The following is a 20,048-nucleotide window of genomic DNA, read 5'->3' as shown; positions in this document are numbered from 1 at the left end:
TTCCTTTAAGCATAGCAGGAGCGCTATCGGGGAGGGATCAGGCCAGCCAGGCGTTGATTTTGGCTTCGATACCGGCGGCATCGAGGCCGAGGTCAACGTGAACTTCTTCCTGAGTTCCCTGGGGAATAAAGAAGTCCGGCAGACCGATATTCAGCACCGGCACCGCGCGGCGATGCGCCATCAGCAGTTCATTAACGCCGCTGCCCGCGCCGCCCATGATCGCGTTCTCTTCCAGCGTTACCAGCGCCTCGTGCCCGGCGGCTAGCTGCAAAATCAGTGCGTTATCAAGCGGTTTCACAAAGCGCATATCCACCAGCGTGGCGTTGAGCTTGTCCGCCACCTGAGCGGCTTCCTTCAGCATGGTACCGAAGTTAAGGATCGCAATTTTCTCGCCTTCGCGCTTCACCACGCCCTTGCCGATCGGCAGCGAGGCCAGCGGCTCCAGCGTCGCACCGGTACCCGTTCCGCGCGGATAGCGCACCGCGCTTGGGCCCTCGCCGTAGTGATAGCCGGTATACAGCATCTGGCGACATTCGTTCTCGTCGCTCGGGGTCATGATGACCATCTCCGGAATACAGCGCAAGAAGGAGAGATCGAAGGCACCCTGGTGCGTCTGCCCGTCGGCGCCAACGATGCCGGCCCGGTCGATGGCAAACAGCACCGGCAGCTTCTGGATAGCGACGTCGTGAATCACCTGATCGTAGGCGCGCTGCAGGAAGGTGGAGTAAATGGCCACCACCGGCTTATAGTCGCCGATTGCCAGCCCGGCGGCAAAGGTCACCGCGTGCTGCTCGGCGATAGCCACATCGAAATACTGGTCCGGGAATTTTTTCGAGAACTCGACCATCCCCGAGCCTTCGCGCATGGCCGGCGTCACGGCCATCAGCTTGCTATCTTTCGCCGCGGTTTCGCACAGCCAGTCGCCGAAAATTTTCGAATAAGAGGGCAGGCCGCCGCTGCTTTTTGGCAGCACCCCGCTGGTATGGTCAAACTTCGGCACCGCGTGGAAGGTGATCGGGTCTTTTTCCGCTGGCTCATAGCCGCGGCCTTTTTTGGTCATAATGTGCAGGAACTGCGGCCCTTTCAGATCGCGCATGTTCTTCAGCGTATTGACCAGCCCGAGTACGTCGTGACCGTCCACCGGCCCGATGTAGTTAAAGCCCAGCTCTTCAAACAGAGTCCCGGGAACCACCATGCCTTTGATATGTTCTTCGGTACGTTTGAGCAGCTCTTTAATCGGCGGAACGCCTGAGAAGACCTTCTTGCCGCCTTCGCGCAGGGTCGAGTACAGCTTTCCGGAAAGCAGCTGCGCGAGATGATTATTCAGCGCGCCGACGTTCTCAGAAATCGACATTTCATTGTCGTTCAGCACCACCAGCAGGTCGGGTTTGATATCGCCCGCGTGGTTCATGGCCTCAAACGCCATCCCGGCGGTGATCGCCCCGTCGCCAATGACGCAGACCGCACGCCGCTGCTTGTCTTCCTTCGCGGCGGCAATGGCGACGCCAATGCCCGCAGAAATGGAGGTCGATGAGTGTCCGACGCTCAGCACGTCATATTCGCTTTCGCCGCGCCAGGGGAACGGATGCAGCCCGCCTTTCTGCCGAATAGTGCCGATTTTGTCACGGCGGCCGGTCAGAATTTTATGCGGGTAGGCCTGGTGGCCGACGTCCCAAATCAGGCGGTCGAAAGGGGTGTTATAGACATAGTGAAGCGCCACGGTCAGTTCGACCGTGCCGAGGCCGGAGGCGAAATGCCCGCTGGAACGGCTGACGCTGTCCAGCAGGTAGCGCCGAAGTTCGTCGCACAGCTTCGGCAGGCTATCTTTCGGCAACAAACGCAGCTCCTGGGTGGAATCTACCAGCGCCAGGGTCGGGTATTTGGCAATATCAAAACTCATCAGAGACTCATTTATTGTTTATTTATCACGCTGAATTATGTAATTCGCGAGCGCTTCCAGTGCCGTTGTATCCAGAGATTGCGCGGCCAGCTCATTTAGAGACTGGCGGGCGTCTTCAATCAGGCCATGCGCTTTGTTCCGGGCTTGCTCAAGACCCAGAAGCGCGGGGTAGGTACTTTTGCCCAACTGCTGATCGGCTCCCTGACGTTTGCCAAGGGTCGCAGTATCCCCTACCACGTCAAGAATGTCATCCTGGACCTGGAAGGCGAGGCCGATATTTTCCGCATAGCGATCGAGCGCCGGCAGCGCCGCACGGCCGCGTTCGCCGGCGCTCAGGGCGCCCATGCGTACCGCCGCGCGAATCAGCGCCCCGGTTTTATGGCGATGAATGCGCTTGAGCGCCTCAAGGTCAACCTGCTGGCCTTCGGCTTCGAGATCCAGCGCCTGACCACCGCACATCCCGGCAACGCCGCTGGCCTGCGCCAGCTCGGAAACCATAGCCAGCCGGTCCCGATCCGGTACTTCCGGCATCGCCGCATCACTTAGTATAGAAAATGCCAGCGTTTGTAGGGCATCTCCGGCAAGAATTGCGTTGGCTTCGCCAAATTTAATATGGCAGGTAGGCAGGCCGCGACGCAGATCGTCGTTGTCCATGGCCGGCAGATCGTCATGCATCAGCGAATAGGCGTGGATGCATTCAACGGCCGCGGCCGGCGCGTCCAGGGTTGCACGACTGACGCCAAACATGTCGCCGGTGGCGTACACCAGGAAGGGGCGCAGGCGCTTGCCACCTAATAATGCGCCGTACTGCATGGCTTCAACCAGCGGAGTGTTCTGAAACGGCAGCGGCGCAAGAAAACGGCGCAGCGCGTCGTTGGCCTGCTCAACGCAGGCCTGAAGCTGTTGCGGGAAATCCATCTATTCAGCGTCCGGTGTAAAAGGCGTCAGCGGCGTATCTTCGCTCTCTGCCAGCAGAATTTGTACGCGCTGCTCGGCCTGCTGCAGCTTTGCCTGTCCCTGACGCGCCAGCTGCACGCCGCGCTCAAACTCACCGAGCGCTTCTTCTAACGGCAGAGCGCCGCTTTCCAGACGATTGACGATCTGCTCCAGCTCGCTCAGGGCGGTTTCAAAGCTGGCCGGGGCCTCATTTTTCTTTGGCATAGTGAATATAGACTCTTGTTATGTCGCGACAGCAGTATGGTAACGAAGTCACGTGGTTAAGCAAATATGCGCCTTATCCGGCAAGCGGCGCTGGCCTGGGCCTGATGCGCTCCCGGCGAACGTGTCGTCCCGACTGCGGCAGATGATTTAGCGTAAAACACGCAATGCCAGGTGAAAAGCTTCCATTAGTGGTATACTTCGCGCCCTGGATGCAGGCACCGCGGTGCACTGCAGTACATCTTTTGCTTAAAGCCCTGTCGGGCTTGCCAACGAACTATTGTCGCCATGAAGTTTATCATTAAATTGTTCCCGGAAATCACCATCAAAAGCCAATCTGTGCGATTGCGCTTCATTAAAATCTTAACCGGGAACATTCGTAACGTTCTCAAAAACTATGATGAGACGCTCGCCGTCGTTCGTCATTGGGATCATATCGAAGTTCGCGCGAAAGACGAAAATCAGCGTCCGGCTATTCGCGATGCGCTGACCCGAATTCCCGGTATTCACCATATTCTCGAGGTCGAAGACGTCCCCTTCACTTCGCTGCACGATATTTTCGAGAAAACGCTGCCGCTGTGGCGTGAGACGCTGGAAGGTAAAACCTTCTGCGTGCGCGTGAAGCGTCGTGGTAAGCATGAGTTTACCTCTATCGAAGTGGAACGCTACGTCGGCGGTGGCCTCAACCAGCATATCGAGACCGCCCGCGTTAAGCTGACCAACCCGGATATCACCGTCAATCTGGAGATCGAAAACGATCGTCTGCTGCTGGTGAAAGGGCGCTATGAAGGCATCGGCGGTTTCCCTATCGGCACCCAGGAAGACGTGCTGTCGCTGATTTCCGGCGGCTTCGACTCCGGCGTTTCCAGCTACATGCTGATGCGTCGCGGCTGTCGCGTGCACTACTGCTTCTTTAACCTCGGCGGCGCGGCGCACGAAATCGGCGTTCGTCAGGTTGCGCACTACCTGTGGAACCGCTTTGGCAGCTCCCACCGCGTGCGTTTTGTGGCGATTAACTTCGAGCCGGTAGTCGGTGAAATCCTCGAAAAAGTTGACGATGGCCAGATGGGCGTCGTGCTCAAGCGCATGATGGTTCGCGCGGCTTCGCAGGTAGCCGAGCGCTACGGTGTGCAGGCGCTGGTGACCGGCGAAGCGCTGGGCCAGGTATCCAGCCAGACGCTGACCAACCTGCGGCTGATCGATAACGTCTCCGATACGCTGATTCTGCGTCCGCTGATCTCTCACGATAAAGAGCACATCATCAACCTGGCGCGCGAAATCGGTACCGAAGATTTTGCCCGCACCATGCCGGAATACTGCGGCGTGATCTCGAAGAGCCCGACCGTGAAGGCGGTGAAGGCGAAGATCGAAGCGGAAGAGCAGAACTTCGATTTCAGCATCCTTGAGAAGGTGGTGGCGGAAGCCAACAACGTCGATATTCGCGATATCGCCCAGCAGACTCAGCAGGACGTGGTTGAGGTTGAAACCGTTAGCGGTTTTGGCCTCAACGACGTGATTCTGGATATTCGCTCGGTTGACGAGCAGGATGAGAAACCGCTGAAGGTAGAAGGCGTCGAGGTGGTTTCGCTGCCGTTCTACAAGCTGAGCACCCAGTTTGGCGACCTCGACCAGAGCAAAACCTGGCTGCTGTGGTGCGAACGTGGCGTAATGAGCCGCCTGCAGGCGCTCTATCTGCGCGAGCAGGGCTTTGAGAACGTCAAGGTCTATCGCCCGTAGCCCGCGAAGCGTGACGGTCACCCCGTCAAGCGCCGCCCGGCGCGAGCGGGGGAAGTCCCGGATAGCGGCAGCGATGCCTTATCCGGGCGACCGAGCCTGACCCGTCGCGGATCAGGCTTCGTAGAAGTTATATATTCCCGCCGGTATTATCAGCTGTGAAGCGACCTCGTGCGCCTTTTCACGACTGACCAGCAGATCGATCATCTTAAGCGCAAAATCAATCGCCGTTCCCGGTCCCTGGCTGGTGAGCAGGTTAACCCGTGGATCCCAGACGACGCGCTTATCCTGCCACTGTCCGACGGGAATTTGCTCCTTCAGCGCCGGAAAGCCGGTCATGTTGCCGATGGGGAAAAGGTTGTGCGGAACCAGCACCGTGGCGGCAGCGGCGCAGATGGCGGCGACGATCCGCCCGGAGAGATGAAACTGCCGGACCGTTTCGACCAGCAGCGGGCTGTCGCGGAAGTATTCCGCGCCCTTGATGCCGCCGGGCAGAACGATAATGTCATAGTCGCCGTCGGCAACTTCGACCAGCGGCGCATCGGCCAGTAGCTTAACGCCGCGCGAGCAGACAACGGTCAGGCTGCCGTCGCCGGCGACGCTGGCGGTGGTGACCTGCACGCCGCCGCGTACTAATAAATCGATAGCGGTGACCGCTTCCGTCTCTTCGCTACCAGGGGCGAGGCAAATCAGTGCCGACGCGCTCATATTCATTCTCCTTACGCTTGACCAGTTCAAACATGCGGGCGTTTTCCGGTACGGCAAGGCCGTGGGTGCGGGCGCGCTTGAGCAGAAATCCGGTGATATAGTCGATTTCCGTATGACGCTGAGCGCGGATATCCTGCAACATCGAAGAGATATTTTCTGCCGTACTTTCAATTACCTGATGCACATAAAATAGCAGGTTTTCCGGCGATGTATGTATGCCTTCGCGCTCCATCACCGCGGCAACTTCCCGGCAGATAGTCTCTACTTCCTCCGCCGCATCGCGCAGATCGCCATTTTTACAGTTTCGTAGCGCCGTCAGCGGATTAATCACGCAGTTGACCGCCAGCTTGCTCCAGAGCGCCGGCTGGATATTATTGTGCCAGGCCACGTCGGGCAGGACGTTTTGCAGCGTATCGGCAAGCGCGCTGTAGTCCTGCGGATAGCCCTTCGCCGGGCCAATATGGGTGGTCCCGTTAGCGACGTGAACGATAACGTTGCCGTCGCGCCGTGCGGCCTGGGTGGTTGACGCCAGCAGCAGGGGCTGGGTGACGCCTTTGAGCTCGTCGACGGTGCCCATGCCGTTATGGATAAGCAGTATCGGGGAGGAGGCGGGCAGGCGCTCGGCGAGGTTCTTTACCGCCGTAGAGACCTGCCAGGCCTTCAGGGTAACCAGCAGCAGGTCGCTGCTGGCGAGAAAATCGGGGTCGTTAGCGGTTAACGATTCGTTGAAAATGCTGCCGTCACTCTCGACCAGATTGACGCTGCAGAAAGGCTGTGGGACGCGCAACCACCCCTGGACTTCGTGTCCATGTTTACACAGCGCGGTCAGCCATAGCTGTCCAAGCGCACCGCATCCGAGTACGGTTACCTTCATTAATCCTCCTCACCTGCGACAATCCCAGGCACTCATAGCTAAAGTATATACTCGTTGTCCTTCCTGCTGCAGCCGATGCCGCCGCGGCTGGAAAAACCTGGAGCATAGCGCCGTCAGCTATGCTTGCGGGATAACCAGTTGAGTTATGCCGTGTTGCAGGTATTATGCAACGCAAAAGAAACGAATGGAGAGGAAAAGATGCCATCTTTCGATATTGTCTCTGAAGTCGATCTTCAGGAAGTTCGAAACGCCGTAGAGAATGCGACCCGTGAAGTTGAATCGCGTTTTGATTTTCGTAACGTGGAAGCCAGTTTTGAGCTGAACGAAAAAAATGAGACCATCAAGGTTCTCAGCGAGTCTGATTTCCAGATTAACCAGCTGCTGGATATTCTGCGCGCTAAGCTGCTGAAGCGCGGCATTGAGGGCAGCTCTCTCGAGGTGCCGGAAGAGTTCGTACACAGCGGTAAAACCTGGTTTGTGGATGCCAAACTGAAGCAGGGTATTGAGAGCACGATGCAGAAAAAAATCGTTAAGCTCATCAAAGACAGCAAGCTGAAGGTGCAGGCGCAGATTCAGGGCGAAGAGATCCGCGTGACCGGCAAGGCGCGTGACGATCTGCAGGCGGTAATGGCGCTGGTGCGCGGCGGCGATTTAGGCCAGCCGTTCCAGTTCAAGAACTTCCGCGACTAATAAAAAAGCGGGTTATCCCCGCTTTTTTTAACTTCCTTTTATCGCCTGCTCAACCTCGAAGCGATTGGTCAGCTTGCTGTCGATTTTGACGTAGACCGAACGCTCTTCGGCAACCACCAGCGCCTGTTTCACCCCGTCGAGGGCCAGCAGACGCGTCTGCAGCGAATCATCTACGGCCACCTCACCCGGGATTTCAATTCTCAGGCTGCTGACGTACGGCGGCTCGCTCATCGTTCCGGCAACCAGCAGCCACAGCATCGCCAGCAGCGCGCCGAGCAGGAATACGGTCTGCGAATCGAAGAAGCCGTCAACCCAGCCGCCGAGCGCGCCGCCAATCGCCACGCCGAGAAACTGGCTGGTGGAGTAGATGCCCATCGCGGTGCCTTTGTACCCGGCCGGCGACTCTTTGCTAATCAACGACGGCAGCAGCGCTTCCAGCAGGTTAAAGGCGAGGAAGAACAGCTGAACCCCCGCTACCAGCTCCCAGAAGTATCCGCCCGCGCCCCACAGGACGATTTCAGCGACCAGCAGCAGCGCAACGCAGAACACGAAGACCTGCTTCATCTTGCGCTTCACTTCGGCATAGATGATAAACGGCACGACCGAGACAAAAGAGATAAGCATGGTCACCAGATAAATCTTCCAGTGCTCAGCGGCGGGGAAGCCTGCGGCCTCCAACTGGCCGGGAAGGGCGACGAATGTCGACATCAGCATGATGTGCAGGCACATAATGCCGAAATTGAGCTTCAGCAGCTTTGGCTCGGCGAGCACTTTGCTAAAGCAGCCTTTTACCATGCCTGATTCGCGGTTCAGGACGTGATTATGGCTGTTGGGCACCACCCACAGGGTGAGCAGTATGCCAATAGACGCCAGTCCGGCGATCATCCAGAACAGGGCGTGCAGGCCCAACTGGTGGGTGACTATCGGCCCCAGCACCATGGCGATAGCAAAGGTTACGCCGAAGCTGACGCCAATAAAGGCCATCGCTTTGGTGCGGTTCTGCTCGCGGGTTAAATCGGAAAGGAGCGCCATGACCGCGGCGGCAATCGCCCCGGAGCCCTGCAGCGCCCGGCCGAGGATAATGCCCCAGATGGAGTCGCTGAGCGCGGCGATAACGCTGCCAATAACGAAGATCAGCAGGCCGCCTACGATCAGCGGCTTGCGGCCGATACGGTCGGAAAGCAGACCGAACGGGATCTGAAACAGGGCCTGGGCCAGCCCATAAATACCAATCGCCAGACCGATAAGAGCCTCGCTGGCACCCTGTAATGCCATACCGTAGGTGGTTAGAACCGGCAGAACCATAAACATGCCGAGCATACGCAGCGAGAATACGGTTCCCAAACCCCAGGTCGCGCGCAGTTCGCCTGGCGTCATTTTGTTATCGTTCATTACCACCTCAATCTAAAAACTGCGCCTAGTGTAGTGGGGGGAGCCGGAAGCGTAAATAAATGTTTGTTTAACAGATATTACCGGTCTGTTGCGCGGCGAGGTAAGTGCGGTAGAAATAAAGAAACCGGTGGAGGAAGCCCCACCGGGATGCAGCATTTATTGTAAATTAAAGTCAACCCACTGGGCGCCGGCGTCGGCGGATTTCACGCATTGCTCAACCCAGTAGACGCCGTGCAGGCCGGCCTCGACGTTCGGGTACCAGAAGTCTGCCAGCAGCTCAGCGTCACCGCGATCTGTCGCATCCATGGCAATAGCGAAGCGGCGGTAGAGGTTTGCCCAGGCTTCGAACAGACCCTCAGGATGGCCGCCGCCGATGCGATCGTCCGCCAGCGCCTCGCGGCTGAGGTAGGGCATTCCGCGCTCAAGGATCCGTGCCGGTTCGCCCTGCACCTCGTAGCTGAGCTGGTTGGGGCGCTCATCCCACCATTCGATACTGGCCTTTTCACCGACCACGCGCACCTTTTGTGAATGCATGGCGCCGCTGTTGACCGCGCTGGTCCACATCGAACCGACCGCACCGTTGTCGTACTCCATCAGCACGAAGGCGTTATCTTCCAGCGGCGCCCGGGACTTAACGAAGCTCTGGCGGGTGCACATCAGGCGCTTAATGTTGATCTGCGGCACCATGGTTTCGGCGATAAACAGCGGGTGCGTTGCGAGATCGCCCAGTACGTAGCTCGGGCCCGCGTACTCCGGCGTCACCCGCCAGCGGGTTGATTCCGCCTGCAGCTCGACCGCCTCGTTATGAAAGCCGTGGGCGAACTGCATGGTGATCACCCGAATCTGGCCGAGCAGACCTTCGGCGATCATTTGCCGCGCCTGCTGGACCATCTGATATCCGGCATAGCCGTAGGTGACGCCGACGATTTTGTTCTGCCGGCGGCTCAGCGCCAGCAGCTCGTTGGCTTCGGCGGCGGTGAAGCACAGCGGCTTTTCGCAGATAACGTGCAGCCCGGCCTCCAGCGCGGCTTTGGCGATCGCAAAGTGGGTATTGTTAGGCGTGGTGACCGACACCGCCTCGACGCCGTCGGGACGCAGCGCCTCCTCGCGGAACAGGGTTTGATAATCGGCGTAGCAGCGCTCTGGCGCGATGCCGAGCTGCTGGCCAAACCGGCGTCCGCGTTCGGCATCGATATCGAGCGCGCCTGCCAGCAGGGTAAAGACGTCGTCGCGCAGCGCCGCAGAGCGGTGGCTGTAGCCAATCTGGCTGGTGCCGCCGCCGCCGACCATACCCCAGCGCAGGGAACGGGGCAGGGGTTTCATGCCGTTTAACATGGAGCTCTCCTTTCAAAAACACGGGTGTCAGAGGGGACGCTGAGTGATTCCTGCCGCTTGCGCCATCGATGGGCATATTTCGGCATCCACATTATGGAATTGTTTATTTCATTTTATTATTAATTTGAAATTTATTTTTCGTTTGTGCGAGGGCGATCGAAAAATGGCGATATCTGTGGAGGAAATGAAGACGCGGGGGAGGGAAGGCAATTTGCCGGGCGACATCGCCGACTGGCATGGGATGTATAGCGCGCAGGCGATGCTGATTAGCAAGCGGTACAAATAAAAAACCCCGCCGAAGCGGGGTTTGTCACAGAGCCAATCTTATCCGACGTAGGCCAGCAGATTGTGCGAGTTCGGCACCATAAAGTCGACGGACATCATCACCGACAGCGCGGTAATAGCGACGATGGAAAAGACGAACAGCTTGCGCGCCCAGACTTTATCATCGGCCACTTTGTAACCGCGCAGCGCCATACCCAGCCACCAGACGCTCACCGCGGCCGCCACGACCAGGTATTTATACCCGGCGTAGCCACCCAGAGAGAGCATCAGCGTCGCGACGGCGAAAGCAATGATGTAGACGGTGATATGGTTCTTGGCAACCGAGATACCTTTCACTACCGGCAGAACCGGAATATTTGCCGCCTGATAATCCTTGAAGCGGAAAATCGCGATGGCATAGGAGTGAGGCATCTGCCACAGGCTAAAGATAGCCAGCAGAATGGCGGCACCGCTATCGAAATTACCGGTAACCGCACAGTAGCCAATCACCGGCGGCGCAGCGCCGGAGAGAGAACCAATCAGCGTGCCGTAAACGGAGTGGCGCTTCATGTACAGGCTGTAGACGCCGACATAAACCACGAACCCCATCACCCCCAGCCAGCAGGCCAGGGGATTAGCGCCAAACCACAGGAGCATGAAGCCAGCAATACCCAGCAAGGTGGCGTATACCAGCGAAGCTCCTGGCGAGATCAGCCCTTTGACCAGCACCCGGTTTTTCGTCCGTTCCATCTTGCGATCGATATCACGGTCGATGTAGTTGTTGAATACACAACCCGAGGCGACCACCAGGGACACGCCAAGGAGCGTCCAGGCGAACAGCGGATAGTCGATGTGGCCCTTAGAGGCCAGCAGGAAACCGCCGATCACCGAGATCAGGTTGCCGAAAATGATGCCAGGTTTCGTTACTTGCAGGTATTGCTTAAACATACTCGCCGCTCTTAGTGCATCATCATGTTGTAGTTCAGGTTCCACATAATCCAGATGGAGCCGATAACAACGATAGCAATGATGATTACGGTGAAGATAAACGCGGTCAGGTTCCAACCTTCGTCAGATTTGCTGTTCATGTGCAGGAAGTACACCAGGTGTACCACGATCTGCACAACAGCAGTGACCAGGATAGTTCCCAGAATAGCCGCATGCGATGCGGAGCCACTCATAACCATAGCAAACGGAATGGCCGTCAGAATGATCGACAGGATAAACCCTGTCATGTAGCTCTTAACGCTGCCGTGAGAAGCGCCGTTATGATCGGTAGAATGACTCATTACATTGCCCCCATCAGATAAACAACAGAGAACACGCAGATCCACACCACGTCCAGGAAGTGCCAGAACAGGCTCAGGCACATGATACGGGTACGGTTAGTTGGTGTCAGGCCGCGACGCGAAACCTGGAACATCAGCACCGCCATCCAGATCAGACCGGAGGTGACGTGCAGACCGTGCGTACCTACCAGCGCGAAGAACGCTGACAGGAAGCCGCTGCGATCCGGACCCATACCTTCAACAATCAGGTGATGGAATTCATAGAGTTCCATCGCGATGAACCCTGCCCCGAAGAGGAAGGTCAGCGCCAGCCAGGAAACGACCTGGCTCTTGTTGTTTTTGTACATGGCGATAGCCGCCATGCCGTAGGTGATGGAGCTGAACAGCAGCAGAGCAGTTTCAACCAGAACGAACGGCAGTTCGAAAATATCTTTACCGGTCGGGCCGCCCGCCGTGCCGTTCACCAGAACGGCATAGGTAGCGAACAGGGTGGCGAAGATAATGCAGTCGCTCATCAGGTAGATCCAGAAGCCGAATACCTTCATCGGCCCTGTATCGTGATGCCCGTGGTCGTGTCCGTGGGCGTTATGCGCAAGAGTATCAGTTGCCATTTTTCAGCCCCGCTTTGTTAATTTCATCGAAATGCTGACCTTCCAGTTTTTCGACTTCTGCAACAGGCACGTAGTAATCCACGTCTTCGTCAAAGCTCTTAATAATCCAGGTTACAACGATGCCGACAAAGCCAACAATCGCCATCCACCAGATATGCCAGATCATCGCGAAACCAAACACCGTCGCGAAGGCAGCAATAACGATGCCGGCGCCGCTGTTTTTCGGCATATGAATCTCTTCATAGCCTGCAGGTTTCTTGTACGCTTCGCCTTTTTCTTTCATTTCCCAGAACGCATCGCGCTCGTGGACGTTCGGAACGATAGCAAAATTATAGAACGGCGGAGGTGAAGAGGTTGCCCACTCCAGAGTACGGCCGCCCCACGGGTCACCGGTCAGGTCGCGGTTTTGATCGCGATCGCGGATGGAGACGTAGAACTGAATCAGCTGGCAGAGGATACCGCAAGCGATCAGCGCCGCGCCGCATGCTGCAACAACCAGCATCGGGTGGAACTGCGGATCGATTTGCTGGCTCAGACGACGGGTCATCCCCATGAAGCCCAGCACGTACAGCGGCATAAACGCCACGAAGAAGCCGATGATCCAGAACCAGAACGCGCGTACGCCCCAGGTTTCGTTCAGCGTGAAGCCGAAGGCTTTTGGCCACCAGTAGGTCAGACCTGCGAAGCAGCCGAAGACCACACCACCGATAATAACGTTATGGAAGTGGGCAATCAGGAACAGGCTGTTGTGCAGAACGAAGTCCGCGCCCGGAACCGCCAGCAGTACACCGGTCATGCCGCCTACGGAGAAGGTGACGATGAAGCCGATAGTCCACAGCATGGCAGAGTTCAGGACGATACGTCCCTGGTACATAGTGAACAGCCAGTTGAAGATCTTCACCCCGGTCGGGATGGCGATAATCATGGTTGTAATACCGAAGAAGGCGTTGACGTTCGCGCCGGCACCCATGGTGAAGAAGTGGTGCAGCCAAACGATGAACGACAGAACGGTAATACAAATGGTTGCCCATACCAGCGAGGTATAGCCGAACAGACGCTTACGCGAGAAGGTTGCCGCGATTTCGGAGAACACGCCGAATACCGGCAGAACCAGAATGTACACTTCCGGGTGACCCCAGGCCCAAATCAGGTTGATGTACATCATCATGTTGCCACCCATATCGTTGGTAAAGAAATGGGTGCCCAGGTAGCGGTCCAGGGTCAGCAGCGCGACGGTGACGGTCAGAATTGGGAAGGAAGCAATAATCAGGATGTTGGCGCACAGAGAAGCCCAGGCAAACACGGGCATCTTGAACATCGTCATGCCAGGGGCACGCATCTTGATAATGGTCACAAAGAAGTTAATACCGGTTAAGGTTGTCCCGATACCGGACAGCTGGAGAGCCCAGATCCAGTAATCGACCCCAACGCCCGGGCTGTACTCGATTCCCGATAGCGGCGGGTAGGCCAGCCAACCGGTCTGCGCGAACTCACCGACGCCCAGAGAGAGGTTAACCAGAATGACGCCAACAACGGTGAACCAGAAGCTCAGGTTGTTAAGGAACGGGAACGCCACGTCGCGCGCGCCGAGCTGCAGCGGAACAACGAGGTTCATCAGACCGATAACAAACGGCATCGCTACGAAGAAGATCATGATAACGCCGTGGGCGGTAAAGATCTGATCGTAGTGGTGAGGAGGCAGGAAGCCCGCATCCCCGGCCGAGGCCAGCACCTGCTGGCTACGCATCATAACGGCGTCAGCAAAGCCACGCAGCAGCATAACAATTGCTACGATGACGTACATGATACCGAGTCGTTTGTGGTCAACCGAAGTCAGCCACTCTTTCCACAGGTAGGACCACTTACCGAAGTAAGTGATTGCCGCCAGAAGCGCCAGTCCCCCGATGATGATTGCAGCTACCGTAATCACGATAATAGGTTCGTGATAGGGCACTGCATCCAGTGTTAGTTTTCCGAACATCGTTTTCTTCCTCGGTCCCTTAGTGAGCGGTTTCCGCGTGGCTCATGTCCATGCCTTCCATTCCTTCGTGCGCTGCGTGCTCGCCTTCAGGTTGGGACATGTCCATGCTCTTGCCGTGAGACATGAATTTGCCAATAACGTCTTTAAACAAATCAGGCTTCACGTTAGAGAAGTATTCCACTTTGTTGTATTCGCTAGGCGCAGCCACTTTTTCGAAGGCAGCCATGGAGTCCATGGTGTTCGAAGACTGTTTGACTTTCGCTACCCACTGATCGAAGGATGCACGATCCGGCGTGGCGAGAGCTTTGAACTTCATTCCTGAGAAGCCCGGGCCGCTATAGCTTGCGGAGATACCGTCATAAGTACCAGTTTCGTTCGCGATGAGGTGCAGCTGAGTCTGCATCCCGGCCATTGCGTAAATCTGGCTGCCTAAACGTGGGATAAAGAACGAGTTCATCACGGAGTTAGAGGTCACTTTGAAGTGTACCGGTACGTTCGCCGGGAAGGCGATTTCGTTGACGGTAGCAATACCCTGTTCCGGATAAATAAAGAACCATTTCCAGTCCATCGAAACAACTTCGATGACGATCGGATTCTCTTCGTGAGCTAGCGGTTTGCTTGGCTCTAATGCGTGAGTGGTTTTCCAGGTCAGAACGGCCAGGAACAGGATGATCAGGATAGGAACCGTCCAGACCACAGCTTCAACTTTGTTGGAGTGTGACCAGTTCGGGCTATACTTCGCATCTTTATTGCTCGCGCGATACTTCCAGGCAAATCCTACTGCCATTAAGACGGCGGGAATAACGACAATCATCATCAGGCCAAAGGCCGTCAGTATCAAAGAACGTTGCTCCAATCCAATCTGTCCTTTTGGGTCAAGGAGCGCAGAATCACAACCACTGAGTAATACAGTACCTGCGATTAATGACATCCATCCCAAACTTTTATTGTATTTCCTAAGTCTCATTGAACGACCTCAATTCCACGGAATCTGGTGGCGCTTAAAGTGTGCGGGCATTTTACGGGAAGGTTGCATTACTGTAAACATGATTGGAGCTGTGTCAGTTCCGTGTTAGTGGGTTCTGCTTGCTTTGTCACATATGTAACCGAGTGTGACGCTGTCGCTTGCAAAGCCTGATTTGCGCTGGATCTATAACGAAAGGGATAAGAATGAAGTTGCTTATAGGATAATGAGTATAACTATCGAGAAAGCAGTACAACTAATTAACATTTAATTATCAAATAAAAGACATCGACGGCGAGAGGAAATAAATGGCCTTTGCTGAATCGTTTAAATTATTTAATGAATTGAATAAAAATTGTCAATAATTTCCCAAAATGTAAAACGCACAAAACAACAAATGAAAAAATGAAAATATAAAATCGTTAATAAGCCGTTATAATTACGTTTAGTGATTAAAACGGCTTATTCCCGCCGCCGACAGACGCAGGCCCAGGCGCGCTGGGCCCCGCAGAACGCGGCAACCCTAAGCCAGCTCCGTTTTGCGCAGCGCCAGATAGTCCAGCAGGCTGCCGAGCAAAATGCCGCCAACGGCGGTTAGCGCCGCAATCTCCAGCAGCCCGGATAAGAAGGAGAACGAGGTGTAATCGAGGGCATTCAGCACCAGCAGCAGCAGCCATACCGCGAGCATGACGCAGCCGATAGCCAGCACGATCATGGCCAGGGAATAGGCCTGCCGATAATGCGTTCGCGGCATAAACCTCTCCGTACGCTGGGTATGTTCCAGCGTGCGCCGGCAGATAAGCAGCAGCACGATGCCGGGAACAGCCGCCACGACCGAGAAGAGATAAAACGTTGGCCAGCCGTGGGCTTCAACAAACCAGCCGGCAATTGGCCCGACGTACACGCGCCCGACGGCAGAGAGCGCCGACAGCAGCGCAAACTGGGTGGCGGAGAACGATTTATTGCACAGCGTCATTAATAGCGCGACAAACGCCGCGGTCCCCATTCCGCCGCACAGGTTTTCAAAAAACACCGCCGTGGCCATCGAGTAGATATGCTTATCAGTAATCGACAGCAGCCAGTAGCCGGCGTTGGAGACCCCCTGCAGCAGGCCGAAAATCAGCAGGGCGCGAAACAGGGTCAGGCGCTGCATCAATACGCCGCCGTACAGGGCGCCGACGATTGTGGCAAACAATCCCAGCGTTTTATTCACCATCCCCACCTCACCGGCGTCAAAACCGACGCCACGGATCAGAAAAGTGGTCGTCAGGCTCATCGCAAAAGCGTCGCCGAGCTTATAAAGGACGATTAACAGCAGGATCAGCCAGGCGTTGTTGCGGCCGAAGAAATCGCGAAGCGGTTCCGCGACGGCCTGCTCAAGGCTTTTCGGTACCGGGATCGCGTCGCTGGGCTCCGGCGCCAGCAGGGTGGCGATGATGCACGGAACCAGCAGCGCGGCCATCAGCCAGTACATGCCCTGCCAGCCCAGCCAGCGGTCGGCCAGCCATAGCGCCAGGCCGCCGGAAACCAGCATCCCCAGGCGGTAGCCCAGCACGCTAACCGCGGCGCCGGCTCCGCGCTCCTCGGCGGCCAGAATGTCGGTTTTCCACGCGTCGAAAACGATATCCTGCGATGCGGAACAGAAGGCAATAACCACCGCCAGCGCCGCCATCCAGCGCAGCTGCGTCGAGGGTTCAAGGAAGCCCATGGCCGCGATGGCGATAAGCAGCAGAAACTGCGTCAGCAGCAGCCAGCCGCGGCGCCTGCCGAGAAACGGCGGCGTGTAGCGGTCCATGACCGGTGACCACAGGAACTTGAAGACGTAGGCCTGGCCGACAAGCGAAAAGAAACCAATGGTTTTCAGATCGATATTCTCGACGGTCATCCACGCCTGCAGCGTGCCGGAGGTGAGGGCGAGAGGCAAACCGGAAGCAAAGCCAAGGATCAGCAAAATAGCTGATTTAGGCTGCTGAAAAATACGTAAGTAGTGACTGGACATGGGCCTGTAGCACGAACCCGACCGCTGGCCGGGTTCGTGATTTTATTAACGCGCGTTTTGCTTGATGAAGTCGTGGATGCTGGTGTCCTGCGCCATGTCGGCGATAGTGTCGGTCAGAACGCTGTTCACCGCATTAGCGATATTCTTATTGGTAGCCTGGAATGCGCCTTCCACGGAATAGCTGGCGCGGTAGTTTTTGGTCATCTTCGTGCCGTTCGCCGCGGTGGCGATGATGGCGATATCGGCCTTGGTGGCGATATTGTAACGCACGTTGCCCTGGGAAACGTCGGCGTACAGTTTATTCACGATGATTTGCAGATCGACGGCACCGTTCGGCCCAATCATATAGCCGCGGGCGGTCATCTGTTTCTCCAGCACTTCCTGCAGCAGGAAGCGGAGATCGCGGGAGGCGGTCAGGGTGACCTGCTGATTATCGCGGGTCACTTTGGCCAGGGCCTGGTCCGGACGCTGATCGGCGCCGTTAATGCTGACGGTCACGCCCATCAGGCTCGGATCCTGCTGAGGCAGGGACATTTTCGGCGAGACATCAATAGTGGTCGGCGGTGTGGCGCATCCTGCCAGCATAAACATTGCGACCAGCGGGAAAAGAATTTTCTTAAACATGTTCAGGGGTCTCAAGGCATAGTGTTGTTATGAGGAAAATTGTCGTCATCATAACATCGCCAACGGCGAGGGGAAGTGACAACGTATGTAAATTCATCGCGCTGTGCGTTTTCTGGCCGTCTTCCCATTTTCATGGCGATCCGCACGGACATTACGCCACGCAGAGCCAGTAAACTTGATACTTTTGAATGAAAATATCAGAGAAATGCTAATTTTTTGTTGTTTTCCCGTAATGGAAACGGTAAAAGCGGCTAACATTTAAAAGGAATGGCGGCATCTCAGCGTTGTCGGAGGAGAAAATTCATGATGATACGTGAACAGATCGAAGCAAAACTTAGGGCAGCGTTCGACCCCGTGTATCTCGAAGTCGTGGATGAGAGTTATCGCCACAATGTTCCCGCGGGCTCCGAAAGTCATTTTAAAGTGGTGTTGGTGAGCGATCGTTTCACCGGCGAGCGTTTTCTCAGCCGTCACCGTATGATTTACGGTACGTTGACCGAGGAGCTGTCTGGCCCCGTGCACGCGCTAGCGCTGCATACCTATACGATTAAAGAGTGGGAAGGACTCCAGGACACCGTGTTTGCCTCCCCTGCCTGTCGCGGGGCTGGAAGCATCGCGTAGAAATCCTATTTGCAACCGCCGGAGCTTTTCCAGTATGTTGCGTGAAGATTTATCAGAAAACGGCCTACGGGCCGTTTTATTTTGCCTGGAAAATGTGCGCTATGGACACTTTTACAGGTAAATTTGCACGAGAAATGTGAAAAATGCCGCAGCAGTGGGCGACAACCGTTCTCGACTCACAAAAGTGATGCCGCTATAATGCCGCGTCTTATATGAATGTCTTCGGGATGATTCTGACGACAGGGAATGTGTTTCTGAAGTGAAGAGGGCATCCCGGTTCTGCGAAGCAACCTACACGCGCTTCCAGAGTTGACCGAGCACTGTGATTTTTTTGAGGTAACAAGATGCAAGTTTCAGTTGAAACCACTCAGGGCCTTGGGCGCCGTGTAACGATTACTATCGCTGCTGACAGCATCGAGAATGCTGTCAAAAGCGAGCTGGTCAACGTAGCGAAAAAAGTTCGCATTGACGGCTTCCGCAAGGGTAAAGTGCCGATGAATGTTGTCGCTCAGCGTTATGGCGCATCCGTTCGCCAGGACGTGCTGGGTGACCTGATGAGCCGTCACTTCGTTGACGCGATCATCAAAGAGAAAATCAATCCGGCTGGCGCACCGAACTATGTTCCGGGCGAATACAAGCTGGGTGAAGACTTCACCTACGCGGTAGAATTCGAAGTTTATCCGGAAGTTGAGCTGCAGGGTCTGGACGCGATCGAAGTTGAAAAACCGGTTGTTGAAGTGACCGAAGCTGACGTCGACACCATGCTGGACACCCTGCGTAAGCAGCAGGCGAACTGGAAAGACAAAGACGGCGCTGTTGATGCAGAAGACCGCGTAACCATCGACTTCAGCGGTTCTGTTGACGGCGAAGAGTTCGAAGGCGGCAAAGCGTCTGACTTCGTACTGGCGATGGGCCAGGGTCGTATGATCCCGGGCTTTGAAGACGGTATCAAAGGCCACAAAGCTGGCGAAGAGTTCACTATCGAAGTGACCTTCCCGGAAGAGTACCACGCAGAAACTCTGAAAGGTAAAGCGGCTAAGTTCGTTATTAACCTGAAGAAAGTTGAAGAGCGTGAGCTGCCGGAACTGACTGCAGAATTCATCAAACGTTTCGGCGTTGAAGATGGTTCCGTAGAAGGTCTGCGCGCTGAAGTGCGTAAAAACATGGATCGCGAGCTGAAAGGCGCCGTGCGTAACCGCGTGAAAACTCAGGCTATTGAAGGTCTGGTGAAGGCTAACGAAATCGACGTTCCTGCGGCACTGATCGACAGCGAAATCGACGTTCTGCGTCGTCAGGCTGCTCAGCGCTTTGGTGGTAACGAAAACCAGGCTCTGGAACTGCCGCGTGAGCTGTTCGAAGAGCAGGCTAAACGCCGCGTTGTTGTTGGCCTGCTGCTGGGCGAAGTGATTCGTACCAACGAGCTGAAAGCTGACGAAGACCGCGTGAAAGGCCTGATCGAAGAGATGGCTTCTGCTTACGAAGATCCGACTGAAGTTGTTGAGTTCTACAGCAAAAACAACGAACTCATGGACAACATGCGTAACGTAGCTCTGGAAGAGCAGGCTGTTGAAGCGGTACTGGCGAAAGCTAAAGTTTCCGAAAAAGCGACCTCCTTCAGCGAACTGATGAACCAGCAGGCGTAATTTCGCCCGGCGGTTTAAGGTTCGAGCAAAACCCGTTGCCGAGAGGCTGCGGGTTTTTTTTTAGAACAATGATGGCGTTAGGACGAGTGCGAAAAGCCGATTTCAGTGATAGCGTTACGACAAAAGATTGTTATGCTTGAATTATGGCGACAACGCCCCCATTACCGGGGAACGTAACTGCACGCGTGAAATCATACATAATGACGAAGCGTGTCTTGCCGCCATCATTGAGGACGCAGGAATTCAGCTTAAGCAGCGGTA

The 20,048-nt window shown here is 55.8% G+C and carries 19 protein-coding genes; 5 read left to right on the top strand and 14 right to left on the bottom strand.

The features are described 5' to 3' along the window. Nucleotides 1-37 precede the first annotated feature (37 nt). From dxs to xseB, 3 genes are read right to left on the bottom strand one after another with little or no spacing between them, the layout of a single operon-like run. Nucleotides 38-1,900 (bottom strand): 1-deoxy-D-xylulose-5-phosphate synthase, encoded by a 1,863-nt coding sequence (gene dxs, locus GVK32_RS07070; protein ID WP_132511303.1) that lies wholly within the window; start codon nucleotides 1,898-1,900, stop codon nucleotides 38-40. Nucleotides 1,901-1,918: 18 nt separating this feature from the next. Beyond that, entirely contained in the window at nucleotides 1,919-2,818 is a 900-nt protein-coding gene (gene ispA / locus GVK32_RS07065) for a (2E,6E)-farnesyl diphosphate synthase (protein ID WP_159866604.1), read from the bottom strand. Further along, a complete protein-coding gene (xseB, locus tag GVK32_RS07060) occupies nucleotides 2,819-3,061 on the bottom strand; it encodes an exodeoxyribonuclease VII small subunit (RefSeq protein ID WP_041144297.1) in 243 nt (80 codons plus the stop codon). Nucleotides 3,062-3,346: 285 nt separating this feature from the next. Between xseB and thiI the strand changes: the two genes are divergently transcribed. After that, entirely contained in the window at nucleotides 3,347-4,795 is a 1,449-nt protein-coding gene (gene thiI / locus GVK32_RS07055) for a tRNA uracil 4-sulfurtransferase ThiI (protein WP_159866601.1), read from the top strand. 111 nt (nucleotides 4,796-4,906) lie between these two features. Here thiI and yajL read toward each other — a convergent pair whose 3' ends face one another. Together yajL and panE are read right to left on the bottom strand one after the other, a co-directional pair. After that, nucleotides 4,907-5,500, bottom strand: a complete 594-nt coding sequence (yajL, locus tag GVK32_RS07050; protein WP_076944662.1) for a protein deglycase YajL — start codon at nucleotides 5,498-5,500, stop codon at nucleotides 4,907-4,909. Then, nucleotides 5,463-6,374, bottom strand: coding sequence for a 2-dehydropantoate 2-reductase (panE, locus tag GVK32_RS07045; RefSeq protein ID WP_159866598.1), 912 nt, complete (start codon nucleotides 6,372-6,374; stop codon nucleotides 5,463-5,465). Before panE ends, yajL begins: the two co-directional genes overlap by 38 nt. Nucleotides 6,375-6,572: 198 nt before the next feature. On the opposite strand from panE, the gene GVK32_RS07040 reads away from it, so the two are divergent. Beyond that, a complete protein-coding gene (locus GVK32_RS07040) occupies nucleotides 6,573-7,064 on the top strand; it encodes a YajQ family cyclic di-GMP-binding protein (protein ID WP_041144301.1) in 492 nt (163 codons plus the stop codon). A gap of 27 nt (nucleotides 7,065-7,091) precedes the next feature. On the opposite strand, the gene GVK32_RS07035 is transcribed toward GVK32_RS07040, so the two are convergent. Both GVK32_RS07035 and GVK32_RS07030 read right to left on the bottom strand, forming a co-directional pair. After that, nucleotides 7,092-8,456 (bottom strand): MFS transporter, encoded by a 1,365-nt coding sequence (locus GVK32_RS07035; RefSeq protein ID WP_159866595.1) that lies wholly within the window; start codon nucleotides 8,454-8,456, stop codon nucleotides 7,092-7,094. A 156-nt stretch (nucleotides 8,457-8,612) separates the two neighbouring features. Further along, nucleotides 8,613-9,791 carry a Gfo/Idh/MocA family protein gene (locus GVK32_RS07030; protein ID WP_159866592.1) on the bottom strand — a complete coding sequence of 393 codons (1,179 nt, stop codon included), beginning with the start codon at nucleotides 9,789-9,791 and terminating at the stop codon, nucleotides 8,613-8,615. A gap of 43 nt (nucleotides 9,792-9,834) precedes the next feature. Between GVK32_RS07030 and GVK32_RS07025 the strand changes: the two genes are divergently transcribed. Next, nucleotides 9,835-10,077, top strand: coding sequence for a hypothetical protein (locus GVK32_RS07025; RefSeq protein ID WP_159866589.1), 243 nt, complete (start codon nucleotides 9,835-9,837; stop codon nucleotides 10,075-10,077). A 38-nt stretch (nucleotides 10,078-10,115) separates the two neighbouring features. On the opposite strand, the gene cyoE is transcribed toward GVK32_RS07025, so the two are convergent. The 7 genes from cyoE to GVK32_RS06990 all read right to left on the bottom strand — a co-directional run bounded on the left by cyoE (nucleotide 10,116) and on the right by GVK32_RS06990 (nucleotide 17,523). Continuing rightward, complete coding sequence (gene cyoE, locus GVK32_RS07020; protein WP_045854212.1) at nucleotides 10,116-11,003, bottom strand: heme o synthase; 888 nt, start codon at nucleotides 11,001-11,003, stop codon at nucleotides 10,116-10,118. Nucleotides 11,004-11,014: 11 nt separating this feature from the next. Next, on the bottom strand, nucleotides 11,015-11,344 hold the full coding sequence (locus GVK32_RS07015) for a cytochrome o ubiquinol oxidase subunit IV (protein WP_045854213.1): 330 nt from the start codon (nucleotides 11,342-11,344) through the stop codon (nucleotides 11,015-11,017). Beyond that, nucleotides 11,344-11,955 (bottom strand): cytochrome o ubiquinol oxidase subunit III, encoded by a 612-nt coding sequence (locus GVK32_RS07010; RefSeq protein ID WP_041144312.1) that lies wholly within the window; start codon nucleotides 11,953-11,955, stop codon nucleotides 11,344-11,346. The genes GVK32_RS07015 and GVK32_RS07010 overlap by 1 nt, the downstream gene beginning before the upstream one ends. After that, nucleotides 11,945-13,936: a cytochrome o ubiquinol oxidase subunit I gene (gene cyoB, locus GVK32_RS07005; RefSeq protein WP_123550997.1), complete on the bottom strand. Its 1,992-nt coding sequence runs from the start codon at nucleotides 13,934-13,936 to the stop codon at nucleotides 11,945-11,947. The genes GVK32_RS07010 and cyoB overlap by 11 nt, the downstream gene beginning before the upstream one ends. A 19-nt stretch (nucleotides 13,937-13,955) precedes the next feature. Further along, nucleotides 13,956-14,903, bottom strand: coding sequence for a cytochrome o ubiquinol oxidase subunit II (gene cyoA, locus GVK32_RS07000; RefSeq protein WP_041144314.1), 948 nt, complete (start codon nucleotides 14,901-14,903; stop codon nucleotides 13,956-13,958). Nucleotides 14,904-15,423: 520 nt separating this feature from the next. Then, complete coding sequence (gene ampG, locus GVK32_RS06995) at nucleotides 15,424-16,899, bottom strand: muropeptide MFS transporter AmpG (protein ID WP_159866586.1); 1,476 nt, start codon at nucleotides 16,897-16,899, stop codon at nucleotides 15,424-15,426. 45 nt (nucleotides 16,900-16,944) lie between these two features. After that, complete coding sequence (locus GVK32_RS06990) at nucleotides 16,945-17,523, bottom strand: lipoprotein (protein WP_123706769.1); 579 nt, start codon at nucleotides 17,521-17,523, stop codon at nucleotides 16,945-16,947. A 303-nt stretch (nucleotides 17,524-17,826) separates the two neighbouring features. Between GVK32_RS06990 and bolA the strand changes: the two genes are divergently transcribed. Further along, nucleotides 17,827-18,144 (top strand): transcriptional regulator BolA, encoded by a 318-nt coding sequence (gene bolA, locus GVK32_RS06985; RefSeq protein WP_041144317.1) that lies wholly within the window; start codon nucleotides 17,827-17,829, stop codon nucleotides 18,142-18,144. Between the two features lie 344 nt (nucleotides 18,145-18,488). Beyond that, on the top strand, nucleotides 18,489-19,787 hold the full coding sequence (gene tig, locus GVK32_RS06980) for a trigger factor (protein WP_041144318.1): 1,299 nt from the start codon (nucleotides 18,489-18,491) through the stop codon (nucleotides 19,785-19,787). Nucleotides 19,788-20,048: the final 261 nt, after the last annotated feature.

The sequence above is a fragment of the Klebsiella sp. 18074 genome, assembly GCF_902705905.1.
In the GTDB taxonomy this organism is placed as follows: Bacteria; Pseudomonadota; Gammaproteobacteria; order Enterobacterales; family Enterobacteriaceae; genus Klebsiella; species Klebsiella terrigena.
This window is presented reverse-complemented; position numbering and strand designations above follow the sequence as displayed.